The organism is Nocardioides dokdonensis FR1436, from assembly GCF_001653335.1.
GTDB lineage: Bacteria > Actinomycetota > Actinomycetes > Propionibacteriales > Nocardioidaceae > Nocardioides > Nocardioides dokdonensis.
In genome coordinates this window covers 1,689,254-1,706,291 of record NZ_CP015079.1, presented here as the reverse complement: position 1 = coordinate 1,706,291, position 17,038 = coordinate 1,689,254, and the positions used below count along the sequence as shown (strand labels likewise).

21 protein-coding genes are annotated in these 17,038 nt (G+C 74.9%); 11 read left to right on the top strand and 10 right to left on the bottom strand.

From position 1 onward, the window contains the following. Positions 1-160 precede the first annotated feature (160 nt). Genes I601_RS08095 through I601_RS08080 form a run of 4 tightly spaced genes read left to right on the top strand, consistent with a single transcriptional unit; the run spans position 161 to position 4,153 of the window. Positions 161-1,222: a glycosyltransferase gene (locus tag I601_RS08095; protein WP_218917775.1), complete on the top strand. Its 1,062-nt coding sequence runs from the start codon at positions 161-163 to the stop codon at positions 1,220-1,222. After that, positions 1,219-2,295, top strand: a complete 1,077-nt coding sequence (locus I601_RS08090; RefSeq protein ID WP_068108061.1) for a glycosyltransferase — start codon at positions 1,219-1,221, stop codon at positions 2,293-2,295. The genes I601_RS08095 and I601_RS08090 overlap by 4 nt, the downstream gene beginning before the upstream one ends. Then, positions 2,292-3,344 (top strand): glycosyltransferase, encoded by a 1,053-nt coding sequence (locus I601_RS08085; protein WP_068108060.1) that lies wholly within the window; start codon positions 2,292-2,294, stop codon positions 3,342-3,344. The genes I601_RS08090 and I601_RS08085 overlap by 4 nt, the downstream gene beginning before the upstream one ends. Beyond that, entirely contained in the window at positions 3,341-4,153 is an 813-nt protein-coding gene (locus I601_RS08080) for a glycosyltransferase family 2 protein (protein WP_068108059.1), read from the top strand. The genes I601_RS08085 and I601_RS08080 overlap by 4 nt, the downstream gene beginning before the upstream one ends. 28 nt (positions 4,154-4,181) lie before the next feature. Here I601_RS08080 and I601_RS08075 read toward each other — a convergent pair whose 3' ends face one another. Both I601_RS08075 and I601_RS21125 read right to left on the bottom strand, forming a co-directional pair. Next, positions 4,182-5,042 carry a serine/threonine-protein kinase gene (locus I601_RS08075; RefSeq protein ID WP_068108058.1) on the bottom strand — a complete coding sequence of 287 codons (861 nt, stop codon included), beginning with the start codon at positions 5,040-5,042 and terminating at the stop codon, positions 4,182-4,184. A gap of 73 nt (positions 5,043-5,115) precedes the next feature. Further along, positions 5,116-5,811 (bottom strand): hypothetical protein, encoded by a 696-nt coding sequence (locus I601_RS21125; protein ID WP_157519967.1) that lies wholly within the window; start codon positions 5,809-5,811, stop codon positions 5,116-5,118. Between the two features lie 146 nt (positions 5,812-5,957). Between I601_RS21125 and I601_RS08065 the strand changes: the two genes are divergently transcribed. The 3 genes from I601_RS08065 to I601_RS08055 are packed head-to-tail and all read left to right on the top strand — an operon-like array spanning position 5,958 to position 8,310. Next, positions 5,958-6,350, top strand: a complete 393-nt coding sequence (locus I601_RS08065; protein WP_068108056.1) for a hypothetical protein — start codon at positions 5,958-5,960, stop codon at positions 6,348-6,350. Beyond that, positions 6,347-7,639: a PT domain-containing protein gene (locus tag I601_RS08060; RefSeq protein ID WP_068108054.1), complete on the top strand. Its 1,293-nt coding sequence runs from the start codon at positions 6,347-6,349 to the stop codon at positions 7,637-7,639. The genes I601_RS08065 and I601_RS08060 overlap by 4 nt, the downstream gene beginning before the upstream one ends. A gap of 32 nt (positions 7,640-7,671) precedes the next feature. Further along, entirely contained in the window at positions 7,672-8,310 is a 639-nt protein-coding gene (locus I601_RS08055; protein WP_068108052.1) for a TetR/AcrR family transcriptional regulator, read from the top strand. Between the two features lie 214 nt (positions 8,311-8,524). On the opposite strand, the gene paaE is transcribed toward I601_RS08055, so the two are convergent. From paaE to paaA, 5 genes are read right to left on the bottom strand one after another with little or no spacing between them, the layout of a single operon-like run. Next, positions 8,525-9,616, bottom strand: coding sequence for a 1,2-phenylacetyl-CoA epoxidase subunit PaaE (gene paaE / locus I601_RS08050; protein WP_068108050.1), 1,092 nt, complete (start codon positions 9,614-9,616; stop codon positions 8,525-8,527). 1 nt (position 9,617) lies between these two features. Continuing rightward, positions 9,618-10,163 (bottom strand): 1,2-phenylacetyl-CoA epoxidase subunit PaaD, encoded by a 546-nt coding sequence (paaD, locus tag I601_RS08045; protein ID WP_068108048.1) that lies wholly within the window; start codon positions 10,161-10,163, stop codon positions 9,618-9,620. 2 nt (positions 10,164-10,165) lie between these two features. After that, positions 10,166-11,095, bottom strand: coding sequence for a 1,2-phenylacetyl-CoA epoxidase subunit PaaC (paaC, locus tag I601_RS08040; protein WP_068108045.1), 930 nt, complete (start codon positions 11,093-11,095; stop codon positions 10,166-10,168). Between the two features lie 7 nt (positions 11,096-11,102). Continuing rightward, entirely contained in the window at positions 11,103-11,402 is a 300-nt protein-coding gene (paaB, locus tag I601_RS08035) for a 1,2-phenylacetyl-CoA epoxidase subunit PaaB (protein WP_068108044.1), read from the bottom strand. Next, positions 11,402-12,400: a 1,2-phenylacetyl-CoA epoxidase subunit PaaA gene (gene paaA / locus I601_RS08030; protein WP_068108042.1), complete on the bottom strand. Its 999-nt coding sequence runs from the start codon at positions 12,398-12,400 to the stop codon at positions 11,402-11,404. Before paaA ends, paaB begins: the two co-directional genes overlap by 1 nt. A 123-nt stretch (positions 12,401-12,523) precedes the next feature. On the opposite strand from paaA, the gene I601_RS08025 reads away from it, so the two are divergent. Next, on the top strand, positions 12,524-12,958 hold the full coding sequence (locus tag I601_RS08025; RefSeq protein WP_068108040.1) for an SRPBCC family protein: 435 nt from the start codon (positions 12,524-12,526) through the stop codon (positions 12,956-12,958). Between the two features lie 4 nt (positions 12,959-12,962). On the opposite strand, the gene I601_RS08020 is transcribed toward I601_RS08025, so the two are convergent. Then, positions 12,963-14,048, bottom strand: coding sequence for an FUSC family protein (locus tag I601_RS08020; RefSeq protein WP_068108037.1), 1,086 nt, complete (start codon positions 14,046-14,048; stop codon positions 12,963-12,965). A 14-nt stretch (positions 14,049-14,062) separates the two neighbouring features. Further along, on the bottom strand, positions 14,063-14,713 hold the full coding sequence (locus tag I601_RS08015) for a response regulator transcription factor (protein WP_068108035.1): 651 nt from the start codon (positions 14,711-14,713) through the stop codon (positions 14,063-14,065). Positions 14,714-14,816: 103 nt separating this feature from the next. On the opposite strand from I601_RS08015, the gene I601_RS08010 reads away from it, so the two are divergent. Next, positions 14,817-15,056, top strand: a complete 240-nt coding sequence (locus tag I601_RS08010) for a hypothetical protein (protein WP_068108033.1) — start codon at positions 14,817-14,819, stop codon at positions 15,054-15,056. Positions 15,057-15,088: 32 nt separating this feature from the next. Here the strand turns inward: I601_RS08010 and I601_RS08005 are convergent, their stop codons facing one another. Further along, positions 15,089-15,712: a methyltransferase gene (locus I601_RS08005; RefSeq protein ID WP_068114577.1), complete on the bottom strand. Its 624-nt coding sequence runs from the start codon at positions 15,710-15,712 to the stop codon at positions 15,089-15,091. 75 nt (positions 15,713-15,787) lie between these two features. Between I601_RS08005 and I601_RS08000 the strand changes: the two genes are divergently transcribed. Together I601_RS08000 and I601_RS07995 are read left to right on the top strand one after the other, a co-directional pair. Next, complete coding sequence (locus I601_RS08000; protein ID WP_068108031.1) at positions 15,788-16,801, top strand: iron-containing redox enzyme family protein; 1,014 nt, start codon at positions 15,788-15,790, stop codon at positions 16,799-16,801. Continuing rightward, positions 16,798-17,031: a CDGSH iron-sulfur domain-containing protein gene (locus I601_RS07995; RefSeq protein WP_068108029.1), complete on the top strand. Its 234-nt coding sequence runs from the start codon at positions 16,798-16,800 to the stop codon at positions 17,029-17,031. Before I601_RS08000 ends, I601_RS07995 begins: the two co-directional genes overlap by 4 nt. Positions 17,032-17,038 lie beyond the last annotated feature (7 nt).

The following is a 17,038-nucleotide window of genomic DNA, read 5'->3' as shown; positions in this document are numbered from 1 at the left end:
GCGCCGCGATGTGGGCGCGACGTGGTGCGCACGGTCACCGGCACCGTCACCCGTAGGGAGGGAGGTCGAGCTCGCCCCGGGCGGTATCGATCCTCTTGTGAGAACCTCCGTACCCCCGGTCGCGACCCGAGCCCGGGACCGACGCACGACGATCGCGTCGGTGCCCAGCGGCCACGTCTACGTGCGCCACCTCGCCCCCGAGGGACCTGGACCGGCCCGCGGTGCCCTCAGGCTGCCGGACCCGCCGCCGCGGGCGGTGGACCCGGAGCCGGGACAGTGGTGGCCGCCGGCGATGCTCGACCCCGCCTGGGTGCGCGAGCACGACTTCGACGTGCTGCACCTGCACTTCGGCTTCGACGCGCTCGACCCCGACGACCTCGTCGCGCTGGTCGACGCCGTCCACGACACCGGACGGGCCTTCGTGCAGACCGTCCACGACCTGCGCAACCCCCACCACCTCGACCGACGCCTGCACGACGAGCAGCTCGACGCCCTGCTGCCCCGTGCCGACGCCCTGCTCACCCTGACCCCGGGGGCGGCCGGCGAGATCCAGCGCCGCTGGGGCCGCGAGGCCACGGTGGTGCCGCACCCGCACGTCGTCGACCTGCGCACGATGGCGGTCGCGGCCGACTGCCGCGCCCGCCGACGTACCGACGCCTTCCGGGTGGGGCTGCACGTCAAGAGCCTGCGGCCGAGCATGGCGCCCCTGCGGGTGCTGCCCACCCTCGCGGAGACGGTCGCCGACCTGCCTGGCGCCGTGCTGCAGGTCAACGCGCACCGCGACGTGGTGCAGGGCGGCGCCCGCGAGGACGCCGAGCTGTACGAGTGGCTGCGGGACGCCGAGGCCAGCGGCTCGGTGGACCTGCGCGTCCACGACTTCCTGCCCGACCAGGACCTGTGGAACTACCTCGGCTCCCTGGACCTGTCCGTGCTGCCCTACCGGTTCGGCACCCACTCCGGCTGGCTCGAGGCGTGCCGGGACCTCGGCACCACGGTGCTCGCCCCGACCTGCGGCTACTTCGCCGAGCAGGGCCCGGTGCTGTCCTACGAGCACGACGAGGACCACATCGACCTGGCATCGCTCGACGCCGCGGTGCGCCGCGCCCACGCCGAGCGCCCGCAGTGGGGCGCCGGCATCGACGAGCGCCGCGTCCAGCGCGCCGAGGTCGCCGCCGTGCACGAGCGGGTGTACGCCGACGTGGCCCGGACGGTGGGGCGGTGAGCGGCCTGCGGGTGTGCCTGGTCGCCTCGTCGCGGCACCCCATCCGCGAGCCCTTCGCGGGCGGGTTGGAGTCACAGACGCACTACCTGGCCCGCGAGCTGCGGCGCCGCGGCCACCGGGTCTCGCTGTACGCCGCCCCCGGCTCCGACCCCGCGCTGGGCGCCGTCGAGCTCGACGTCGACCCGTTCTGGCCCAGCGACGCCGCCTGCGCCGACGTCAACGCCCCGCCCGCCCGGTGGATCGCCGAGCACCACGCCTACCTCTCGCTGATGCTCGACCTGGCGGGACCTCGCGGTGCCACCATCGACGTGGTGCACAACAACTCCCTGCACCACCTGCCGGTCGCCATGGCCAGGACCCTGTCGGTGCCGGTCGTGACGACGCTGCACACCCCGCCGCTGCCGTGGCTCGAGTCGGCGTTCCAGCTCAGCCCCGAGACCCCGGCGGTGGCCGTCTCCGAGACCTGCCGTCGGATGTGGGCGCCGCGCGTGCGCGCCTCGGTGGTGCGCAACGGCGTCGACACCGCCGTGTGGCGCGCCGGTCCGGGCGGCGGTCCGGCGGTCTGGACGGGTCGGATCACCGCGGAGAAGGCGCCGCACGAGGCGGCGCTGGCCTGTCGGCGGGCGGGCGTGCCGCTGCGGCTGGTCGGCCCGGTCAGCGACCCCGACTACTTCGAGGCGTGCCTGCGGCCGCTGCTCGACCGCGATGTCGAGCACCTGGGCCACCTGCCCCACGACGAGCTCGTCTCCGTGGTGGGCGAGTCGTCCGTCGCGCTGGTCACCCCTCGCTGGGAGGAGCCCTACGGACTGGTCGCGGCCGAGGCGATGTCGTGCGGCACGCCGGTGGCGGCCTACGACCGCGGCGCGATCGCCGAGGTCGTGACGCGCGACGCCGGTGTGGTGGTCCCCGCCGACGACGTCGACGCGCTGGCCGTGGCGGTGCTGCGGGCCGCGGCCCTGCCGCGCGACGTGGTGCGCGCCACCGCCGTGCGCGACTGCTCGCTGGAGCGGATGGTCGACGAGTACGAGGAGCTCTACCGGTCGCTGGCCCGGGCCGGGCGCCCCGCCGCATGAGCGGCGCACCCCCCGTGCGCGTCGGGTACTACGTGCACCACCACGGCAGTGGCCACCTGCACCGTGCCGGCGCGCTGGCCCGGGAGCTGGCCGGCCGCGACGTCGTGCCGACCGGGCTGTCCTCACTGGCCCGGCCGGCGCAGTGGCCCGGGGAGTGGGTCGCCCTGCCTCGCGACGACGCCCCCGAGCCGGGCCTGGACGACCCGGCGACGCGGGGGCCGGACGCCCGTGGCCGGCTGCACTGGGCGCCACGGGGCCACACCGGCCTGCGCGCCCGGCACGCCCGGATCGCCGCTTGGCTCGACGCGGCCCGGCCGGACGTGGTCGTGGTCGACGTGTCGGTGGAGGTGGCGCTGCTCGTGCGCCTGCACGGGGTGCCGGTGGTCGGCGTCGTGCTGCCCGGGGTCCGCGACGATGCGGCCCACCGGCTGGGGCACGACGTCGCCGACGCCCTCGTCGGTCTGTGGCCCGCCGACGCGACCGGCATCCTGCTCGACGTCGACCCCGCGGTGGAGCGGCGGGTCCGGGCGGTCGGCGGCCTGTCCCGCTTCCCGGTCGAGGCCGGAGACCCGGTCGATCGCCGTCCGGGGCCGCCGCGGGTGCTGGTGCTCGGGGGCAGCGGCGGCGACGCGTGGAGCGAGGGCGACCTCGAGCGAGCCGTGGCGGCAGCGCCGACGTGGGACTGGCAGGTCCTGGGTGGCACCCGTGGCGCCTGGGTCGCTGACCCCCGCGCAGCGGTGCGGGCCGCCGACGTGGTGCTGACGCACGCGGGGCAGAACGCGCTGGCCGAGGTGGCGGCACTGCGCCGGCCGGCAGTCGTGGTCCCGGCCCCGCGTCCTCACGACGAGCAGGCGCGCACCGGCGCCGCGCTGGTCGCCGGCCCCTGGCCCGCCGTCGTGCTGGACGCGCTGCGCGGCCCCGGCTGGCCCGGCGCGCTCGAGCGGGCGCGCACGCTCGACGGTGCCGCCTGGGCCGGTTGGTGCGACGGCCGTGCGGCCGCCCGGTTCGCCGACATCGTGCTGGCGACGGCCCGGGAGCCCGTGCCGTGAGCGGCACCGCCGTGGTGACGATCGCGCACGGGCGCCACGACCACCTCGCCCGTCAACGCGCCTCGCTCGGCCTCGGGGACCTGCTGCCCGACCTGACGGTCGTGGTCGCCATGGACGACGACCCGCCCGTGCCCCATCTCGCCGGCGTCGAGACCCGGGTGCTGCACCTGCCGACCGCGCCGCTGGGTCTGCCGCTGGCCCGGGCGCGCAACCAGGGGGTCGCCGAGGCGGTGCGCCTGGGCGCCGACGTGCTGGTGCTCCTCGACGTCGACCTGCTGGCGGGGCCGGGGCTGGTGGCGGCGTACGCCGACGTCGTGCGCCGCGAGCCCGTCGCTCTCTGGTCCGGACCGGTGACCTACCTGCCGCCTCCCCCGACCTCTGGCTACGACCTGCGCCGCCTCGACGCGCTGGACGCCCCGCACCCCGCGCGACCGGCCCCGCTGCCCGGGGAGGTGCTGCGCGAGGCCTCCCCCGACCTGTTCTGGTCGTTGTCCTTCGCCACCTCGGCTACGGGGTGGCGCCGGGTCGGCGGCTTCTGCGAGGAGTACGTGGGCTACGGCGGCGAGGACACCGACTTCGCCCGTCTGGCGGTCTCCCGCGAGGTCCCGCTCGGCTGGGTGGGGGCGGCGCGCGGCTTCCACCAGCACCACCCCACGCAGGACCCACCGCGCCAGCACCTCGACGACGTGCTGCGCAACGCCGCGCTGTTCCACCGCCGTTGGGGCCGGTGGCCGATGACGGGCTGGCTGCAGGCGTTCGAGGCCGAGGGGCTGGTGACGCACCAGGACGGGCGGTGGACGCGGGTCTGACCGCGCGACGACCGGAGGACCGGGTGGCTCAGCTGCGGCTGCGGGCCAGGACCCGGTCGAGGCCGCGGGCGACGTCGGCGGCCAGCGGCCGGTCGTCGGGGTCCTTGGCGAGCATCCCCTGCACGAGGTCGGCCAGCGGCTTGTCGACGCTGCGCGGCAGGTCCGGGGGCGGGTCGTGCAGGTGGGCCAGCGCCGAGGCGACGGCCGACTCGCGCTGGAACGGCTTGACGGAGGTCAGGCACTGGAAGGCCACCACCCCGAGGGAGTAGACGTCCGAGGCGGCGGTGGCCCGGCGCCCGGAGACCTGCTCCGGCGAGATGTACTCCATCGTGCCGAGCACCTCTCCGGTGCTGGTGAGCGGTTCGACGTCGTCAGCGGTGGCGATGCCGAAGTCGACGAGCACCGGCTGCCCGGACTCGCTCACCACGATGTTGGCGGGCTTGATGTCACGGTGCACCACGCCCGCGATGTGCACGGCGCTGAGCGCGGAGGCCAGCATCGCCACCAGCGCGGCGACCTCGTGCGTCGGCAGCGGACCGCGCTCGGACAGCTTGTCGGCCAGCGTCTCCCCGGTGACCAGCCGCATCGCGAGGTAGGGCTGCACGGACACGCCGTCGAAGTCCTCGCCGACGTCGTAGACCTGGGGCAGACCGGGGTGCGAGAGCTGCCGCAGGGTGCGCGCCTCCGACTCGAACCTGGTGCGCGCGGTGTTGTCGTCGGCGCGCTGGGCGTGCAGCCGCTTGAGGGCCACCAGGCGCTCGTCGACGAGGTCCTGGGCGGCGAAGACGCTGCCCATCGCGCCGGAGCCGATCAGCTCGACGAGCTCGTAGCGCCCGCCGACCACCAGGGACGTCGCCGCCGGGGTCTCGGGGCTCGACGGGGCGGACATGGGAACGATCGTCGCACCTCCTCCCCCACCCCTGGCTACCTGAGCCGCCCTCCTGAGGGTGAAGATCGCCACGTCAGGATCCCGAGGCGGCGGTGAAGTCCACCGAGGCCAGCACCGACTCGACCACGTCACGCCGCTCCCGTGCCGTCAGCTCGTTCGACTGCTCCGCCCAGAGCACCAGGTCGGCCTCGGGGGTCCGCATCCCGTACGCGTCGACGACGAAGTACCGCCCGCGAGGACCCGACAGGTGGAACAGCTCCCGTCCCTGGTGCGTCACCGTGCCCTGGAACCTCGTCCCGGTCCACGACGAGTTCCCCTCGCGGAAGTGTCGAGCCGCCTCGCGCGCCGACATGTCGACGTAGCCCCGGCTCACGCGGAACCCGAGGGTGCTCAGACCGTCCGGGCCGCCGGCGAAGAACCTGCCGGTCCCGCTGTCGACGACCTTCCAGCCCTCCGGCAGCCGCACGCCCGACACCTCGGTGAAGCCGGTGACCTCCTTGCCGGTCGCGGGCGGCACCCCGAGGTCGGACTCCGGCGCCCCTGACGCCCCCGACGGCCCCGACGGCCCCGACGACCCGGACGACTCCGGCGACCCCGACGACCCCGGCGCCGCGGCGCTCGTGGTGGTGCCCGGCTCGGACGCCGCGTCCGCCGACGGCGGTGCGTCACCCCCGCCGCACCCCGTCAGTGCGCCGCCGGCGAGGACGGCGGTCGTGATCAGGAGAGCCGTCGTACGCCGGTGTCGCCGGCGGGTCGGTCGCGTGCGCATGGGGCGACCATTCCCACCCGGGACGCGTCGAACCCCCGAGAGGTCGCCATTCCTCCGGCCGGGGACCGGCTGCCAGGTTTGAGTGCGCACGTCGCCAGGGTAAAAAGATCCTGACCCGCCCGCCCACACCCAGAGAGGCGCGCCACATGGCCCTGGTACCCGGACCCGGAGACGCGCTCAGCACTGCCGTCGGCGTGGTGCTGAACGAGCTGAGGATCGACGCCGTCGTGATCGAGGGCATCCTCGAGGACCTCGAGCTCGGGCGAGAAGAGCTCGAGAAGCCCTTCGACGCAGTGCCCGCCCGCAGGTTCGGCGACCTGCCCAGGGGCGCCGAGATGGGGCAGCACACCCAGCTGGCGCGGGACACCGTGCGCGAGGCGATGCGGACGCTGCTCACCGACCTCGGACACTTCGGCGAGGGCGTCAGGGTGTTCCGAGAAGGTTTCAACACCACGGACACCCACAGCGCCGACAACATCCGGGCGATCACCGCCCAGGTCTCGCAGGCCGGCTTCGGCACCGAGGGGGGCGGGTCGTGAAGGGGCCCCAGCGCCAGCGCCTCGACGCGGCGCTCGCCGCCGCCGACGAGGACGTCGTCGCCGGACAGGGAGGCGGCGCCCAGGAGTGGGGCGCCGCTGCGGAGCGGCTGCGCACCGTCCGCGACGCACTCCACCGGGCTGCCGGGACCGGCGCCGGGATCGGCGGACAGACCGGGAAGTCGCTGTTCGCTGCGTTGGAGAAGGCCGCCACCCACCTGGAGCGCTACATCGACGACCTCGAGCAGGGCGCGCGGGCACTCACCGACTCGAGCGCGGCCATCAGTCGCACCCGCACGGCGCGCGACGCCATCGACACCACTCCCGGGCTCGAGGACAGCGACGCGCCCGGCTCCTTCAGCCCCGACCCCGAGTGGGACCAGGTGACCCTCGACCGCAAGCGCACCGAGCACCAGACCTCGGTGAGCCAGCACGAGGAGCGGGAGGCACGCCGTGAGGCGAAGGCCAAGGAGGTCGCCGACGCGATGGAGGCCGGCTACGAGGAGCCCATCGCGGTGATGAAGCGGATCCACGGCGTCCCGGACCCCGAGCCGGGCTCGCGGCCGGGCCGCCCCGGTTCGCCGTACGCGCCGACCGGCTCGACGCCCGGCGGCGGCTCCGGGGCCTCGGGTGGGGGCGGCCCCCGCTCCGGTGCGGGCACGCTGCAGCCGACCTGGACCGCGGGACCGACCGATCAGCCCCTCCCCCAGCCCGTGGACCAGCCCTTGGACCAGCCCACGGACCAGCCGACGGATCAGCCCGTCGACCAGCCGCCCACGACACCCACCACGACGTCGCTGCCTCCGACCGGCGACCTGCCCCCAGAGCCGTCCGGCACCGGGTCCACACCCCTGCAGCCGACCTCGATCGACCCCGCCACCACCTCTGCCCCCGGCGGCGGCGCCGGCATCGGCACGGGCGCGGCGGCCCTCGGCGGCGGCCTGCTGCTCGGCGGGGCCGCCCGTGGCATCGCGGCGCGCGCCGCCGGCGTGGTGCCCGGCCAGGGCACCGTCGCCCGCCCGCTCGGCACCACCGCCCGATCCGCCGTCTCCGGCACCCTGGGTCGCAGCACGGCCGGCAGCCCCACGCCGCGCGCGGGCGGCGTGGGCGGCACCGCGGCCGGGCGAGGGACCGGCGCCGGGAGCTCTCGCGCCGGCGCCCGCGGGGCCGCGGGCACGGGGACCGGCCGGGGCGGCTCCAAGAAGAGTCGCGACCGTGCCGATCAGGACTTCTACGCCGACGACGACTGGGACGAGACGGACGACGACATCGCCCCCGGTGTCCTCGGCTGACCACGCCCAGCGGCCGTGACATCCTGCGGGGCATGGTCGACCCCGCTGCCCCGGCCCGTCGCGGTCGCCCGGGCCACGACCAGCAGGCCGTGCTGCGCGAGGCCGTGGCGCTCTTCATCCGCCAGGGCTACGACGCGACCAGCATGGGCGACCTGGCCCGCGCACTGGGTCTGAGCAAGTCGGCGATCTACCACCACGTCGCCAGCAAGGAGCAGCTGCTCGGGCTCGCGCTGGACGCGGCCCTGGCCGAGCTGACCGAGGCCGTCGAGGCCGCCACCGCACCGGCCTACGACGCCGGGTCGGGCGGATCCGGCCCGTCGGCGTACGAGCGGCTGCGGGTGCTGGTCGCCCGCAGCGTCGAGGTGCTGGTGGCCCACCAGCCGGAGGTCACCCTGCTGCTGCGGGTGCGAGGCAACAGCCCCGTCGAGCTCGCCGCGCTCGAGCGTCGGCGCTGGATCGACGCGCGGCTCGCCGACCTCGTGCGGGCCGCGGTCGAGGAGGGGGCGCTGCGCGACGACGTCGACCCGCAGCTGGTCAGCCGGCTGCTGTTCGGCATGGTCAACTCGCTCGTCGAGTGGCACCGCCCCGGCGGCGAGGTGGACGCGGCCGTGCTGGCCCACGCCGTCACCACGCTGGCCTTCGAGGGACTGCGCGCCCCCACCCCCGGGTAGCCGACCCGGCTCAGATATCCCCGTGACCCGGCCCAGATGTTCCACCGAGTCGGCGCAGATGTCCTGCCGAGTCGGCCCGTCCCGCCGCCTGGAGCCGGGGGCGGTCTCGTGGTGGCGCACCGCGACATCTGCGCCGGGTCAGCGCGATATTTGAGCCGGGTCACGGGGATATTTGAGCCGGGTCAGCGCGATATTTGAGCCGGGTCGCGGTGGGTCAGGCGTCGAAGTCGATGGTGACCGAGTCGGTGAGGGGGCGGGACTGGCAGGTCAGCACGAAGCCGGCCTCGACCTCGGCGTCCTCGAGGGCGTAGTTGCGCGCCATCTCCACCTCGCCGTCGCGCACCAGCGCGCGGCAGGTGCCGCAGACACCGCCGCGGCAGGCGAAGGGCAGGTCGGCGCGGGTCTCCTGGGCCGAGTCGAGCAGCGGCTTGTCGCGGGCCACGGTCGAGGTGGAGCTCAGCCCGTCGAGGACCACGGTCGCCTCGGTGGTCGCCCCGCTGGGCACCACCCGCTCGCGCACCAGGTCGGGCGGCGGCTCGTCGACGAAGAACAGCTCGGCGTGCACCCGGTCGGCGCCCAGGCCGTGGCGCGCGAGCACGTCGCGGGCGTCCTGGACCATCTGGTGCGGCCCGCAGAGCCAGGCGTGGTCGAGGTCGTCGACCGGCGCGAGGTCGGTGAGGATGCGGTCGAGCCGCTGCGCGTCGAGGCGGCCCGAGAGCAGCTCGACGTCGCGGGGCTCGCGGCTGAGCACGTGGACCACCTGGAGCCGCGACGCGTGGGCGTTCTTGAGGTCGGCGACCTCCTCGGCGAACATCACCGAGCCCGTCGTGCGGTTGCCGTAGAGCAGCGTCACCTGTGCGTCGGGGTGCTCCAGGAGGGTCGCGGCGATCGAGAGCACCGGGGTGATGCCCGAGCCGGCGGCCACGCACAGGTGCCGTCCCCCGGCCGCGACCACCTCGGGCACGGCCCGGAAGCCGCCCGGCGCCAGCTGCACCTCGACCTCGTCGCCGGCACGCACCTCGCGCACCAGCCACGACGAGACGACGCCGCCCGGGATCTCGCGGACCCCGATGCGGGGCGCGGCGCCCACCGGGGCGCACACGGAGTACGACCGGCGCTGCTCGACGCCGTCGACGGTGCGGCGCACGGTCAGCGACTGGCCGGCGTCGAAGGCGAGGTGCCCGCGCAGCTCCTCGGGCACCTCGAACGTGATCGCCGCGGAGTCGTCGGTCAGCGGGGTCACCGCCGCCACGCGCAGGGCGTGGAAGGACCGACTGCGCGGACGCTCGACCGCGGGTGCGCTCATCTCAGATCTCCTTGAGGTGCTCGAACGGCTCGCGGCACACGGTGCAGCGGTAGAGCGCGGTGCAGGCGGTCGGCCCGTACTCCGAGGTCAGCTCGGTCTCCTCGGCCCCGCAGCGCGGGCACACGAGGCGACGCCGCGTCGCGGTCAGGCGCAGCGGCACCGGGCCGTCGGGCCGCGGCCCGGCCGGGCCGGGCGGGGAGAGCCGGTGCGCGCGCAGCGCCTCCCGACCCGCGGCCGTGATCCAGTCGCTGGTCCAGGGCGGGCTGAGCCGCACCTGCACCCGCACCTCGTCGAAGCCCACCTCGGTCAGCGCGCGCACCAGGTCGTCGCGCATGGTGGCCATCGCCGGGCAGCCGGAGTACGTCGGCGTCAGCGCGACCGTGACCGCGGCACCGGCCGGGGCCTCCTCGACCGTGACCTCGCGCAGCACCCCGAGGTCGACCAGCGTCAGCATCGGCATCTCGGGGTCGACGACGGTGCCGGCGGCCGCCTCGGCGTCGGCGCGGGTCAGCGACCCGGGTCGGACCGCGTGGCTGGTGGCGGCCATCGTCACCACCGCCCCGTCGGGTGCGCCCGTGCCACGACCTGCATCTCGGCGAGCATGCGGCTCAGCGCCTCGGTGTGCATGCCGTCGCGCCCGGCGCGACCGCGCACCCCGCCCCGCGGGGCCACGTCGGGCCAGGGCGTGTGCGCCGCCTCGAGCACCTGGGCCAGCACGTCGGCGACCTCGTCGGCGGTGCCGGCCGGGTCGACGCCGACGCCGGACTCGGCGAGGGCGGTCGCGACCGGGTGCGCCTCGAGCTGCTCGGCGTGCCACGGCGCGAGCTCGTCGAGGGCGCCCAGCAGCCGGCGCCGCGACTCCTCGGTGCCTCGCGCCAGCGTCACGACCCACCGGGCGGCGTACTCGCGGTGGTAGGTGACCTCGGTGGCGCCCTTGGCGCCGATCGCGGCGAGCACGTGGTCGCGGCTGGCGGCGAGCCGCTGGAGGACGGCCAACCGGGCACTCGAGAAGAGCAGCAGCCGCACCACCAGGTGCGCGAAGTCGCCGTGCTCGAGCTCGACGAGCCGGGTGCAGCGGAAGGCGTCGGCCTCGCGGAAGAACGCCAGCCGGTCCTCGTCGGGCACCGGCGAGACCCCCGACCACGCTGCCAGCACCGGCACGACGGCGGGGTCGGCGGCCGCCGCCCGCGCCAGCAGCAGCCGGGCCTGGCCGAGCAGGTCGAGGGCGATGTTGGCGATCGCGATGTCGTCCTCGAGGTCGGGCGCGCGGCTGCACCACTGCGAAAGCCGGTGCGAGAGCACCAGCGCGTCGTCGCCGAGCATCAGGCAGTACGCCGCCAGCGCGGCGCCGTCGACGCCCTCGGGCAGCGTCGTGTCGACACCGGCGAGCGGGTCCTCGAACGAGGTGCCGAACGCCCACTGACCGGAGACGTCGCCGTGCTCCTCGACCAGGCCGTCGTACACGGACTCGTGGCTCATGGGTGCCTCACATGTGCGGGACGTCGGCGGGGACGTCGTAGAAGGTGGGGTGGCGGTAGACCTTGTCGCCGGCCGGGGCGAAGAAGGAGTCCTTCTCGTCGGGGCTGGAGGCGGTGATCGCGTCGGCGCGCACCACCCACAGGCTCACGCCCTCGTTGCGCCGGGTGTAGACGTCGCGGGCGTGGTGCAGCGCCATCTGGTCGTCGGCGGCGTGCAGGGAGCCGACGTGGACGTGGTTGAGGCCGCGCTTGCCGCGCACGAACACCTCGTAGAGGGGCCACTCGGCCCGGGGGGCGCCGCTGCTCATCAGTGCTGCTCCTTCTGGTCGTGCGGGTGCTCCTGCTGGCGGGCGGCGTACGCCGAGGCCGCTTCCCGGACCCAGGCGCCGTCCTCGTGGGCGCGGCGCCGGTGCGCGATCCGCTCGGCGTTGCAGGGGCCGTCACCGCTGATCACCCGGGTGAGCTCGTCCCAGTCGGGCTGGCCGAAGTCGTGGGCGCCACGCTCCTCGTTCCACCGCAGCTGCGGGTCGGGGAACGTGACCCCGAGCCGCTCGGCCTGCGGGACGCTCATGTCGACGAACTTCTGGCGCAGCTCGTCGTTGGTGTTGCGCTTGATCCCCCAGGCCAGGGAGCGCGCGGTGTTGGGCGAGGCGTCGTCGGGCGGGCCGAACATCATCAGCGCCGGCCACCAGAAGCGGTCCACGGACTCCTGCACCATCGCGCGCTGCTCGTCGGTGCCGGCCATCATCGTCATCAGGAGCTCGTAGCCCTGGCGCTGGTGGAAGGACTCCTCCTTGCAGACCCGGATCATCGCGCGGCCGTAGGGGCCGTAGGAGGTGCGGCACAGCGGCACCTGGTTGCAGATCGCGGCGCCGTCGACCAGCCAGCCGATGGTGCCGACGTCGGCGTACGACAGCGTCGGGTAGTTGAAGATCGAGGAGTACTTCTGCCGGCCCTCGATCAGCATGTCGGTGAGCTCGGCGCGCGAGACGCCGAGGGTCTCGCAGGCGGAGTAGAGGTAGAGCCCGTGCCCGGCCTCGTCCTGCACCTTGGCCAGCAGCACCGCCTTGCGCCGCAGCGAGGGAGCGCGGGTCAGCCAGTTGCCCTCCGGCTGCATCCCGATGATCTCGGAGTGCGCGTGCTGGGCGATCTGGCGCACCAGCGTGCGGCGGTAGCCCTCCGGCATCCAGTCGCGCGGCTCGATGCGCTCGTGGCGCGCGATCACGGCCTCGAAGTCCGCCTCGAGGGCAGCCTCGCGGTCGTGCTCGTCGGGGTCCGTGCGGGGCTCACGAGTGCTCGTCGACATCGCCGCTCCTGGTGCTGGAGAAAAATTACTGACCGATCGGTCTGTTAATTGCACCACGCCGGGCGCCCGTCGACAAGGTCCTGCCACGACGCCGGTGGGACACCGGAGGTGCACCATGGGCCCATGAACGTCGACGTCGTCGTGGAGACGACCATCGCCCGCCCGCCGCACGAGGTGGCGGCGTACGCCGGCGACCCCACCCACGCGCCGCAGTGGTACGCCAACATCCGCTCGGTCGAGTGGCGCACCCCGCCGCCGGTCGCGGTCGGCTCGCGGATGGACTTCGTGGCGCACTTCCTGGGCCGGCGCCTGGCCTACACCTACGAGGTGGTCGAGCTGGTGCCCGGTGAGCGCCTGGTGATGCGCACCGCGGACGGACCGTTCCCGATGGAGACGACCTACACGTGGGAGCCCCACGGCACCGGCACCCGGATGACGCTGGCCAACCGGGGGCGGCCCACCGGGTTCAAGGGCCTCTCGGCGCCGCTCGTGCAGGCGGCGGTGCGGCGCGCGACCCGCAAGGACCTGGCCCGGCTGACGGCGCTGCTGGAGGGGTAGTCGATCAGGTCGGGATCGACGGACGGGCCGCGGCCACGTCGTCGGCGATCGTCACGATGTGGCGCAGCGAGGTGATCAGCGAGCCGTAGAGCGGCCAGCGCAGCCCGGGCAGGTCCGCGGCGGACAGCTCGTGGGCCAGTGCGTCGATCTCCTCGCGCAGCCCCTCGACGTCGGCGTCCGGGTCGCCCACCCGGCGCCCGACGCGGTCCAGGAGCGCCAGGAAGGGTCCGCGGAAGCGGGCGTCCCACTCGTCGGCGCGCACCACCGACTCCTCCAGGGTGCGGGCGATGGCGCGGGCCTGGGCCACCCCCTCCTCGAGGCGCACCAGCACCGCGCTGCCGTGGTCGGGGTCGCCGGCCCGGCTCGAGCGGGTGCGGCGCGGGTTCCACCACTGCGACTCCCGGGAGTAGTCCAGCAGCCACTCGGCCCGGTCGACCTCGGCGTCGATGCGCCGCGTCTCCTCGATCCACTCGCGCACCCCGTCGTCGTCGACGCCCTCGTCGAGCTCGGCCGCCATCCGCCGCAGCAGCGCACCGAGGCGGCGGTCGATCACGTCGAGCTGGACCTCGGCGGCCCGGTCGTCCAGCGGGGGAACGACCAGGAGGTTGACCAGGACACCGCTGACGACCCCGACCAGGGTGGCCAGGAGCCGGTCCACCAGCAGGGCCTCCTCCTGGGTGCCGCCGATGGTGAGCAGGAAGACGGCCGTGGTCGCGATCGCGACCCCCTCGAGCCGCAGGTAGCGCCACCTGGCGACGAGCAGGCCCACGAAGACGCCCAGCCCGAGGGCGGGGGCGCCGTACCCGAGCACCTCGACGAGCACGTAGGCGAGGAGCACCCCCAGCAGCGTGGCCACCACCGACTGGCCGCCGCGCAGCACCGAGCGGTAGACGGTCGCGTGCACGGTCAGCAGCGCCACCCACGGTGCGAGGAAGGACTGCTCGAGGCCCAGCAGCCGCGCCGCGAAGACCCAGGCGAGCACGGTCGCGAGGCTGGCCTTGACCACCTGGAGCAGGTCGGTCTGCACGGTCGGCTCACGCAGCCTCGCGAGCCACCCCCGCAGACGGGACACGAGGGAGTGGGGGGTCATGGCAGGGGCGCGGATCAGGCGTGCGGACCGGGTCGGCGGGAGCGGTCGGGGCGGAAGCCGTGGTCGATGCCCCACAGCAGCGCACGGGTGCGGCTGTCGACGCCGATCTTGCGGTAGAGCGTGCGGATGTAGGTCTTCACCGTGTTCAGCCCGAGGAAGGCGCGCTCGGTGATCTCCTGGTTGCTCAGGCCCTGGCAGATCAGGGCCAGGACCTCGGCCTCGCGGGGGCTCAGGCCGTGGTCCTGGCCGGGCCACCGGCCGAACTCCTCGCCGTCGAGGTGCTGGCCGGCCGAGGGGTGGACCCGCTCACCGCGGTGCACCGCCTCGATGAGGGCGACCAGCTCGTGGGCGGCGACGCCCTTGGCGATGTACCCGACGGCGCCGGCGTCGAAGGCCGCGTCGACGAGGTCGGGGTCGATGTTCCAGCTGAAGATCACCAGGCGCGCGTCCCCGCCCGCCATCAGCGCGGCGGCGTCCACGTCGCTGCCCTGGGCCTGCCCGAAGGAGTCGTAGAGCACCACGTCGACGTCCGCCTTCACAGGGAGGCTGCTGTCGAGCTCGACGACCCGCACCCGGTCCTCGAAGGGCGCGAGCACGGCTGCGGTCCCCGCCACGACGATCTCGTAGTCGTTCACGATCGCGATCCGGACCGGGCTCTTCGACATCCCCCGATCATAGGGAAGCCGGGTGGGCGTCGCGGACTCGGCTGCTTGCGGGGGTGCGACCTAGGATCGGGAGGACAGGCACACGACCCCCGGGAGGTGGGACATGGACACGCACGACGACGCACAGGTGATCCGCACGCGGATGCGGCTGATGCAGGAGCTGAACAGGATCGAGCGCCGAGATCCGGTCCTCTCCGCCCGGGTCCGCCTGCAGGCCATCGACCTGCACCGCGCGTGGACGGCACGGCGCCTGGACAGCGACGAGTACGCGCTGCGCCTCACCGGTCTGTGCGACCAGGTCTGCGAGCACGCGACGCCCGAGGCGCGCCTCAACCCGGCCTGAACCCCGCCCGGATCCCGCCTGGGTGCGCCTGGTCAGCCGCGGTCGGCGCGCACCAGCGTGCCGCGCTCGAGGACCCGCACCTCGACCGTGCTGAGGCCGGCCGCCTCGAGGTCCGGGGTCAGGGCGCCGGCCTGCTCGGGGGTGCCCAGCTGCAGCACCAGCAGCCCGCCCTCGACCAGGCAGGCGCCGGCGGCGCGCACGCAGGCACGGGCCACGTCGAGGCCCTCGGGTCCCCCGTCGATGGCCAGGGTGGGGTCCTGCGGGAAGCGCCCGATGTCCGCGGACGGCACCCACGGCGGGTCGGCGACCACCAGGGCGAAGCGCTCGGTGTCGCGCGGCAGGTCGGCGAGGTCGCCCTGCCGCACCTCCACCTGGTCGCCCATCCGGTTCGTCACGACGTTGGCGGCGAGCAGCTCGCAGGCCCGTGCGGACAGGTCGAGGCAGCACAGCCGCCGGTCGGTGCCGTGCACCGCGAGCAGCCCGATGTGGCCCACGCCGGCGCACAGCTCCAGCACCCGCCCGTCGGGGGCGTGGTCGAGCAGCTCGCGCGCCCACCGGGACTGCGCCTGGGTCCACGGACGCGGCTCCAGCACCTGGTCGTCGTACGCGATCTCGAGGGGCCCGAAGGGCATCCGCTGCAGGGTGGGCTCGGCCATGCCCGCACCGTAGGGCACGCGCGAACACCCTTGCGGGGGTGGAGTAGTTCACCTGGAACAGGGAACGGTCAGGCCATGGCGACACTTCCCCGGGCGCGAGGCCCGTTGAGCGACGCGATCGTCGAGGACCTGCGCGGCGGCGCCCCCGTGCCGGCGCCGCACCTGCTGCCGGAGGCGGGTCCCCTCGGGAGCGGCGACGAGGAGCTCGCCCTGTGGGTGCTGCACGAGCTGCACCACCGCGGCTTCGACGACGTGCCCGACGACGCCGAGTGGCGCCCCGACCTGCTGGCCGTGCGCGCCGGCCTGGAGCAGCGGCTCGAGCAGCGCTGGCGCGCCCACGTCGCCGCAGCCGACCTGCCGGCGCTCCCGGTGGGCGCCGAGGGGCCGGAGCTGGCCCGTGCCTTCTTCGCGCTCTGCGACACCGACACCGGGTCCGAGTCGGTGGCGCGGTTCCTGCAGCGCGAGGCCGACGAGGACCAGCTACACGAGGTGCTGCGCCAGCGCTCGATCTACCACGTCAAGGAGCAGGACGCGGCGATGTGGACGCTGCCGCGCCTGCCCGACACCACCAAGGCGCACCTGATGACGATCGCCTACGACGAGTACGGCAACGGCCGCCCCGAGGACCTGCACGCCGCCCTGTGGGCGCGCGGCATGTCCGCCTGCGGCCTCGACGCGTCGTACGGCGCCCACGTCGACGACGCGCTGCCCGAGGTGCTCGAGCAGAACAACCTGATGTCGCTGCTCGGGCTGCAGCGCCGGCTGGTGCCGGCGGCGCTGGGGCACCTCGCGGCGTTCGAGGTCACCAGCGCGGTGCCCTCGCGACGCGTGGTGCGCGGCCTGGAGCGGCTCGGCGCGCCCGAGCCGATGGTGGCCTACTACCGCGAGCACATGGTCGCCGACGCGGTGCACGAGCAGGTCGCGGTGCGTGACCTGCTCGGCTCGTACGTCGCCGAGGTGCCGGGCAGCGAGCCCGAGATCGCCTTCGGGGCGGCCGTCAGCATGCTGGCCGAGGCCGCGACCGCCACCGCGCTGCTGGCGCACGTGCGCAGGGCGCAGGATCGTGGCGACGAGGTGGACGTCGCGTGAGCGGGCCGCCCGACCGGGGCCTCACCGAGGTGACCCTCTGCGAGGACGGACCGATGCTGGTGCGCGGACCGGTGTGCGTGGAGGACGAGGACGGGCAGCGCCACGTCTCCTCCCGCCCCGTCACCGCCGTGTGCCGCTGCGGCGCCTCCTCGCTCAAGCCCTGGTGCGACGGCTCGCACAAGCTGCTCGCCACCGGCGGCCCCCGCGCCCGCCGCCTGGACCGGGCCTGAGCACCAC

Excerpts from the sequence above, each read along its gene's own strand:
- I601_RS08085 (WP_068108060.1), top strand. The coding sequence starts at position 2,292 with ATGAGCGGCGCACCCCCCGTGCGCGTCGGGTACTACGTGCACCACCAC.
- I601_RS08075 (WP_068108058.1), bottom strand. The coding sequence starts at position 5,042 with ATGTCCGCCCCGTCGAGCCCCGAGACCCCGGCGGCGACGTCCCTGGTG.
- I601_RS21125 (WP_157519967.1), bottom strand. The coding sequence starts at position 5,811 with ATGCGCACGCGACCGACCCGCCGGCGACACCGGCGTACGACGGCTCTC.
- I601_RS08065 (WP_068108056.1), top strand. The coding sequence starts at position 5,958 with ATGGCCCTGGTACCCGGACCCGGAGACGCGCTCAGCACTGCCGTCGGC.
- I601_RS08055 (WP_068108052.1), top strand. The coding sequence starts at position 7,672 with ATGGTCGACCCCGCTGCCCCGGCCCGTCGCGGTCGCCCGGGCCACGAC.
- paaE (WP_068108050.1), bottom strand. The coding sequence starts at position 9,616 with ATGAGCGCACCCGCGGTCGAGCGTCCGCGCAGTCGGTCCTTCCACGCC.
- paaD (WP_068108048.1), bottom strand. The coding sequence starts at position 10,163 with ATGGCCGCCACCAGCCACGCGGTCCGACCCGGGTCGCTGACCCGCGCC.
- paaC (WP_068108045.1), bottom strand. The coding sequence starts at position 11,095 with ATGAGCCACGAGTCCGTGTACGACGGCCTGGTCGAGGAGCACGGCGAC.
- paaB (WP_068108044.1), bottom strand. The coding sequence starts at position 11,402 with ATGAGCAGCGGCGCCCCCCGGGCCGAGTGGCCCCTCTACGAGGTGTTC.
- paaA (WP_068108042.1), bottom strand. The coding sequence starts at position 12,400 with ATGTCGACGAGCACTCGTGAGCCCCGCACGGACCCCGACGAGCACGAC.
- I601_RS08025 (WP_068108040.1), top strand. The coding sequence starts at position 12,524 with ATGAACGTCGACGTCGTCGTGGAGACGACCATCGCCCGCCCGCCGCAC.
- I601_RS08020 (WP_068108037.1), bottom strand. The coding sequence starts at position 14,048 with ATGACCCCCCACTCCCTCGTGTCCCGTCTGCGGGGGTGGCTCGCGAGG.
- I601_RS08015 (WP_068108035.1), bottom strand. The coding sequence starts at position 14,713 with ATGTCGAAGAGCCCGGTCCGGATCGCGATCGTGAACGACTACGAGATC.
- I601_RS08010 (WP_068108033.1), top strand. The coding sequence starts at position 14,817 with ATGGACACGCACGACGACGCACAGGTGATCCGCACGCGGATGCGGCTG.
- I601_RS08005 (WP_068114577.1), bottom strand. The coding sequence starts at position 15,712 with ATGGCCGAGCCCACCCTGCAGCGGATGCCCTTCGGGCCCCTCGAGATC.
- I601_RS08000 (WP_068108031.1), top strand. The coding sequence starts at position 15,788 with ATGGCGACACTTCCCCGGGCGCGAGGCCCGTTGAGCGACGCGATCGTC.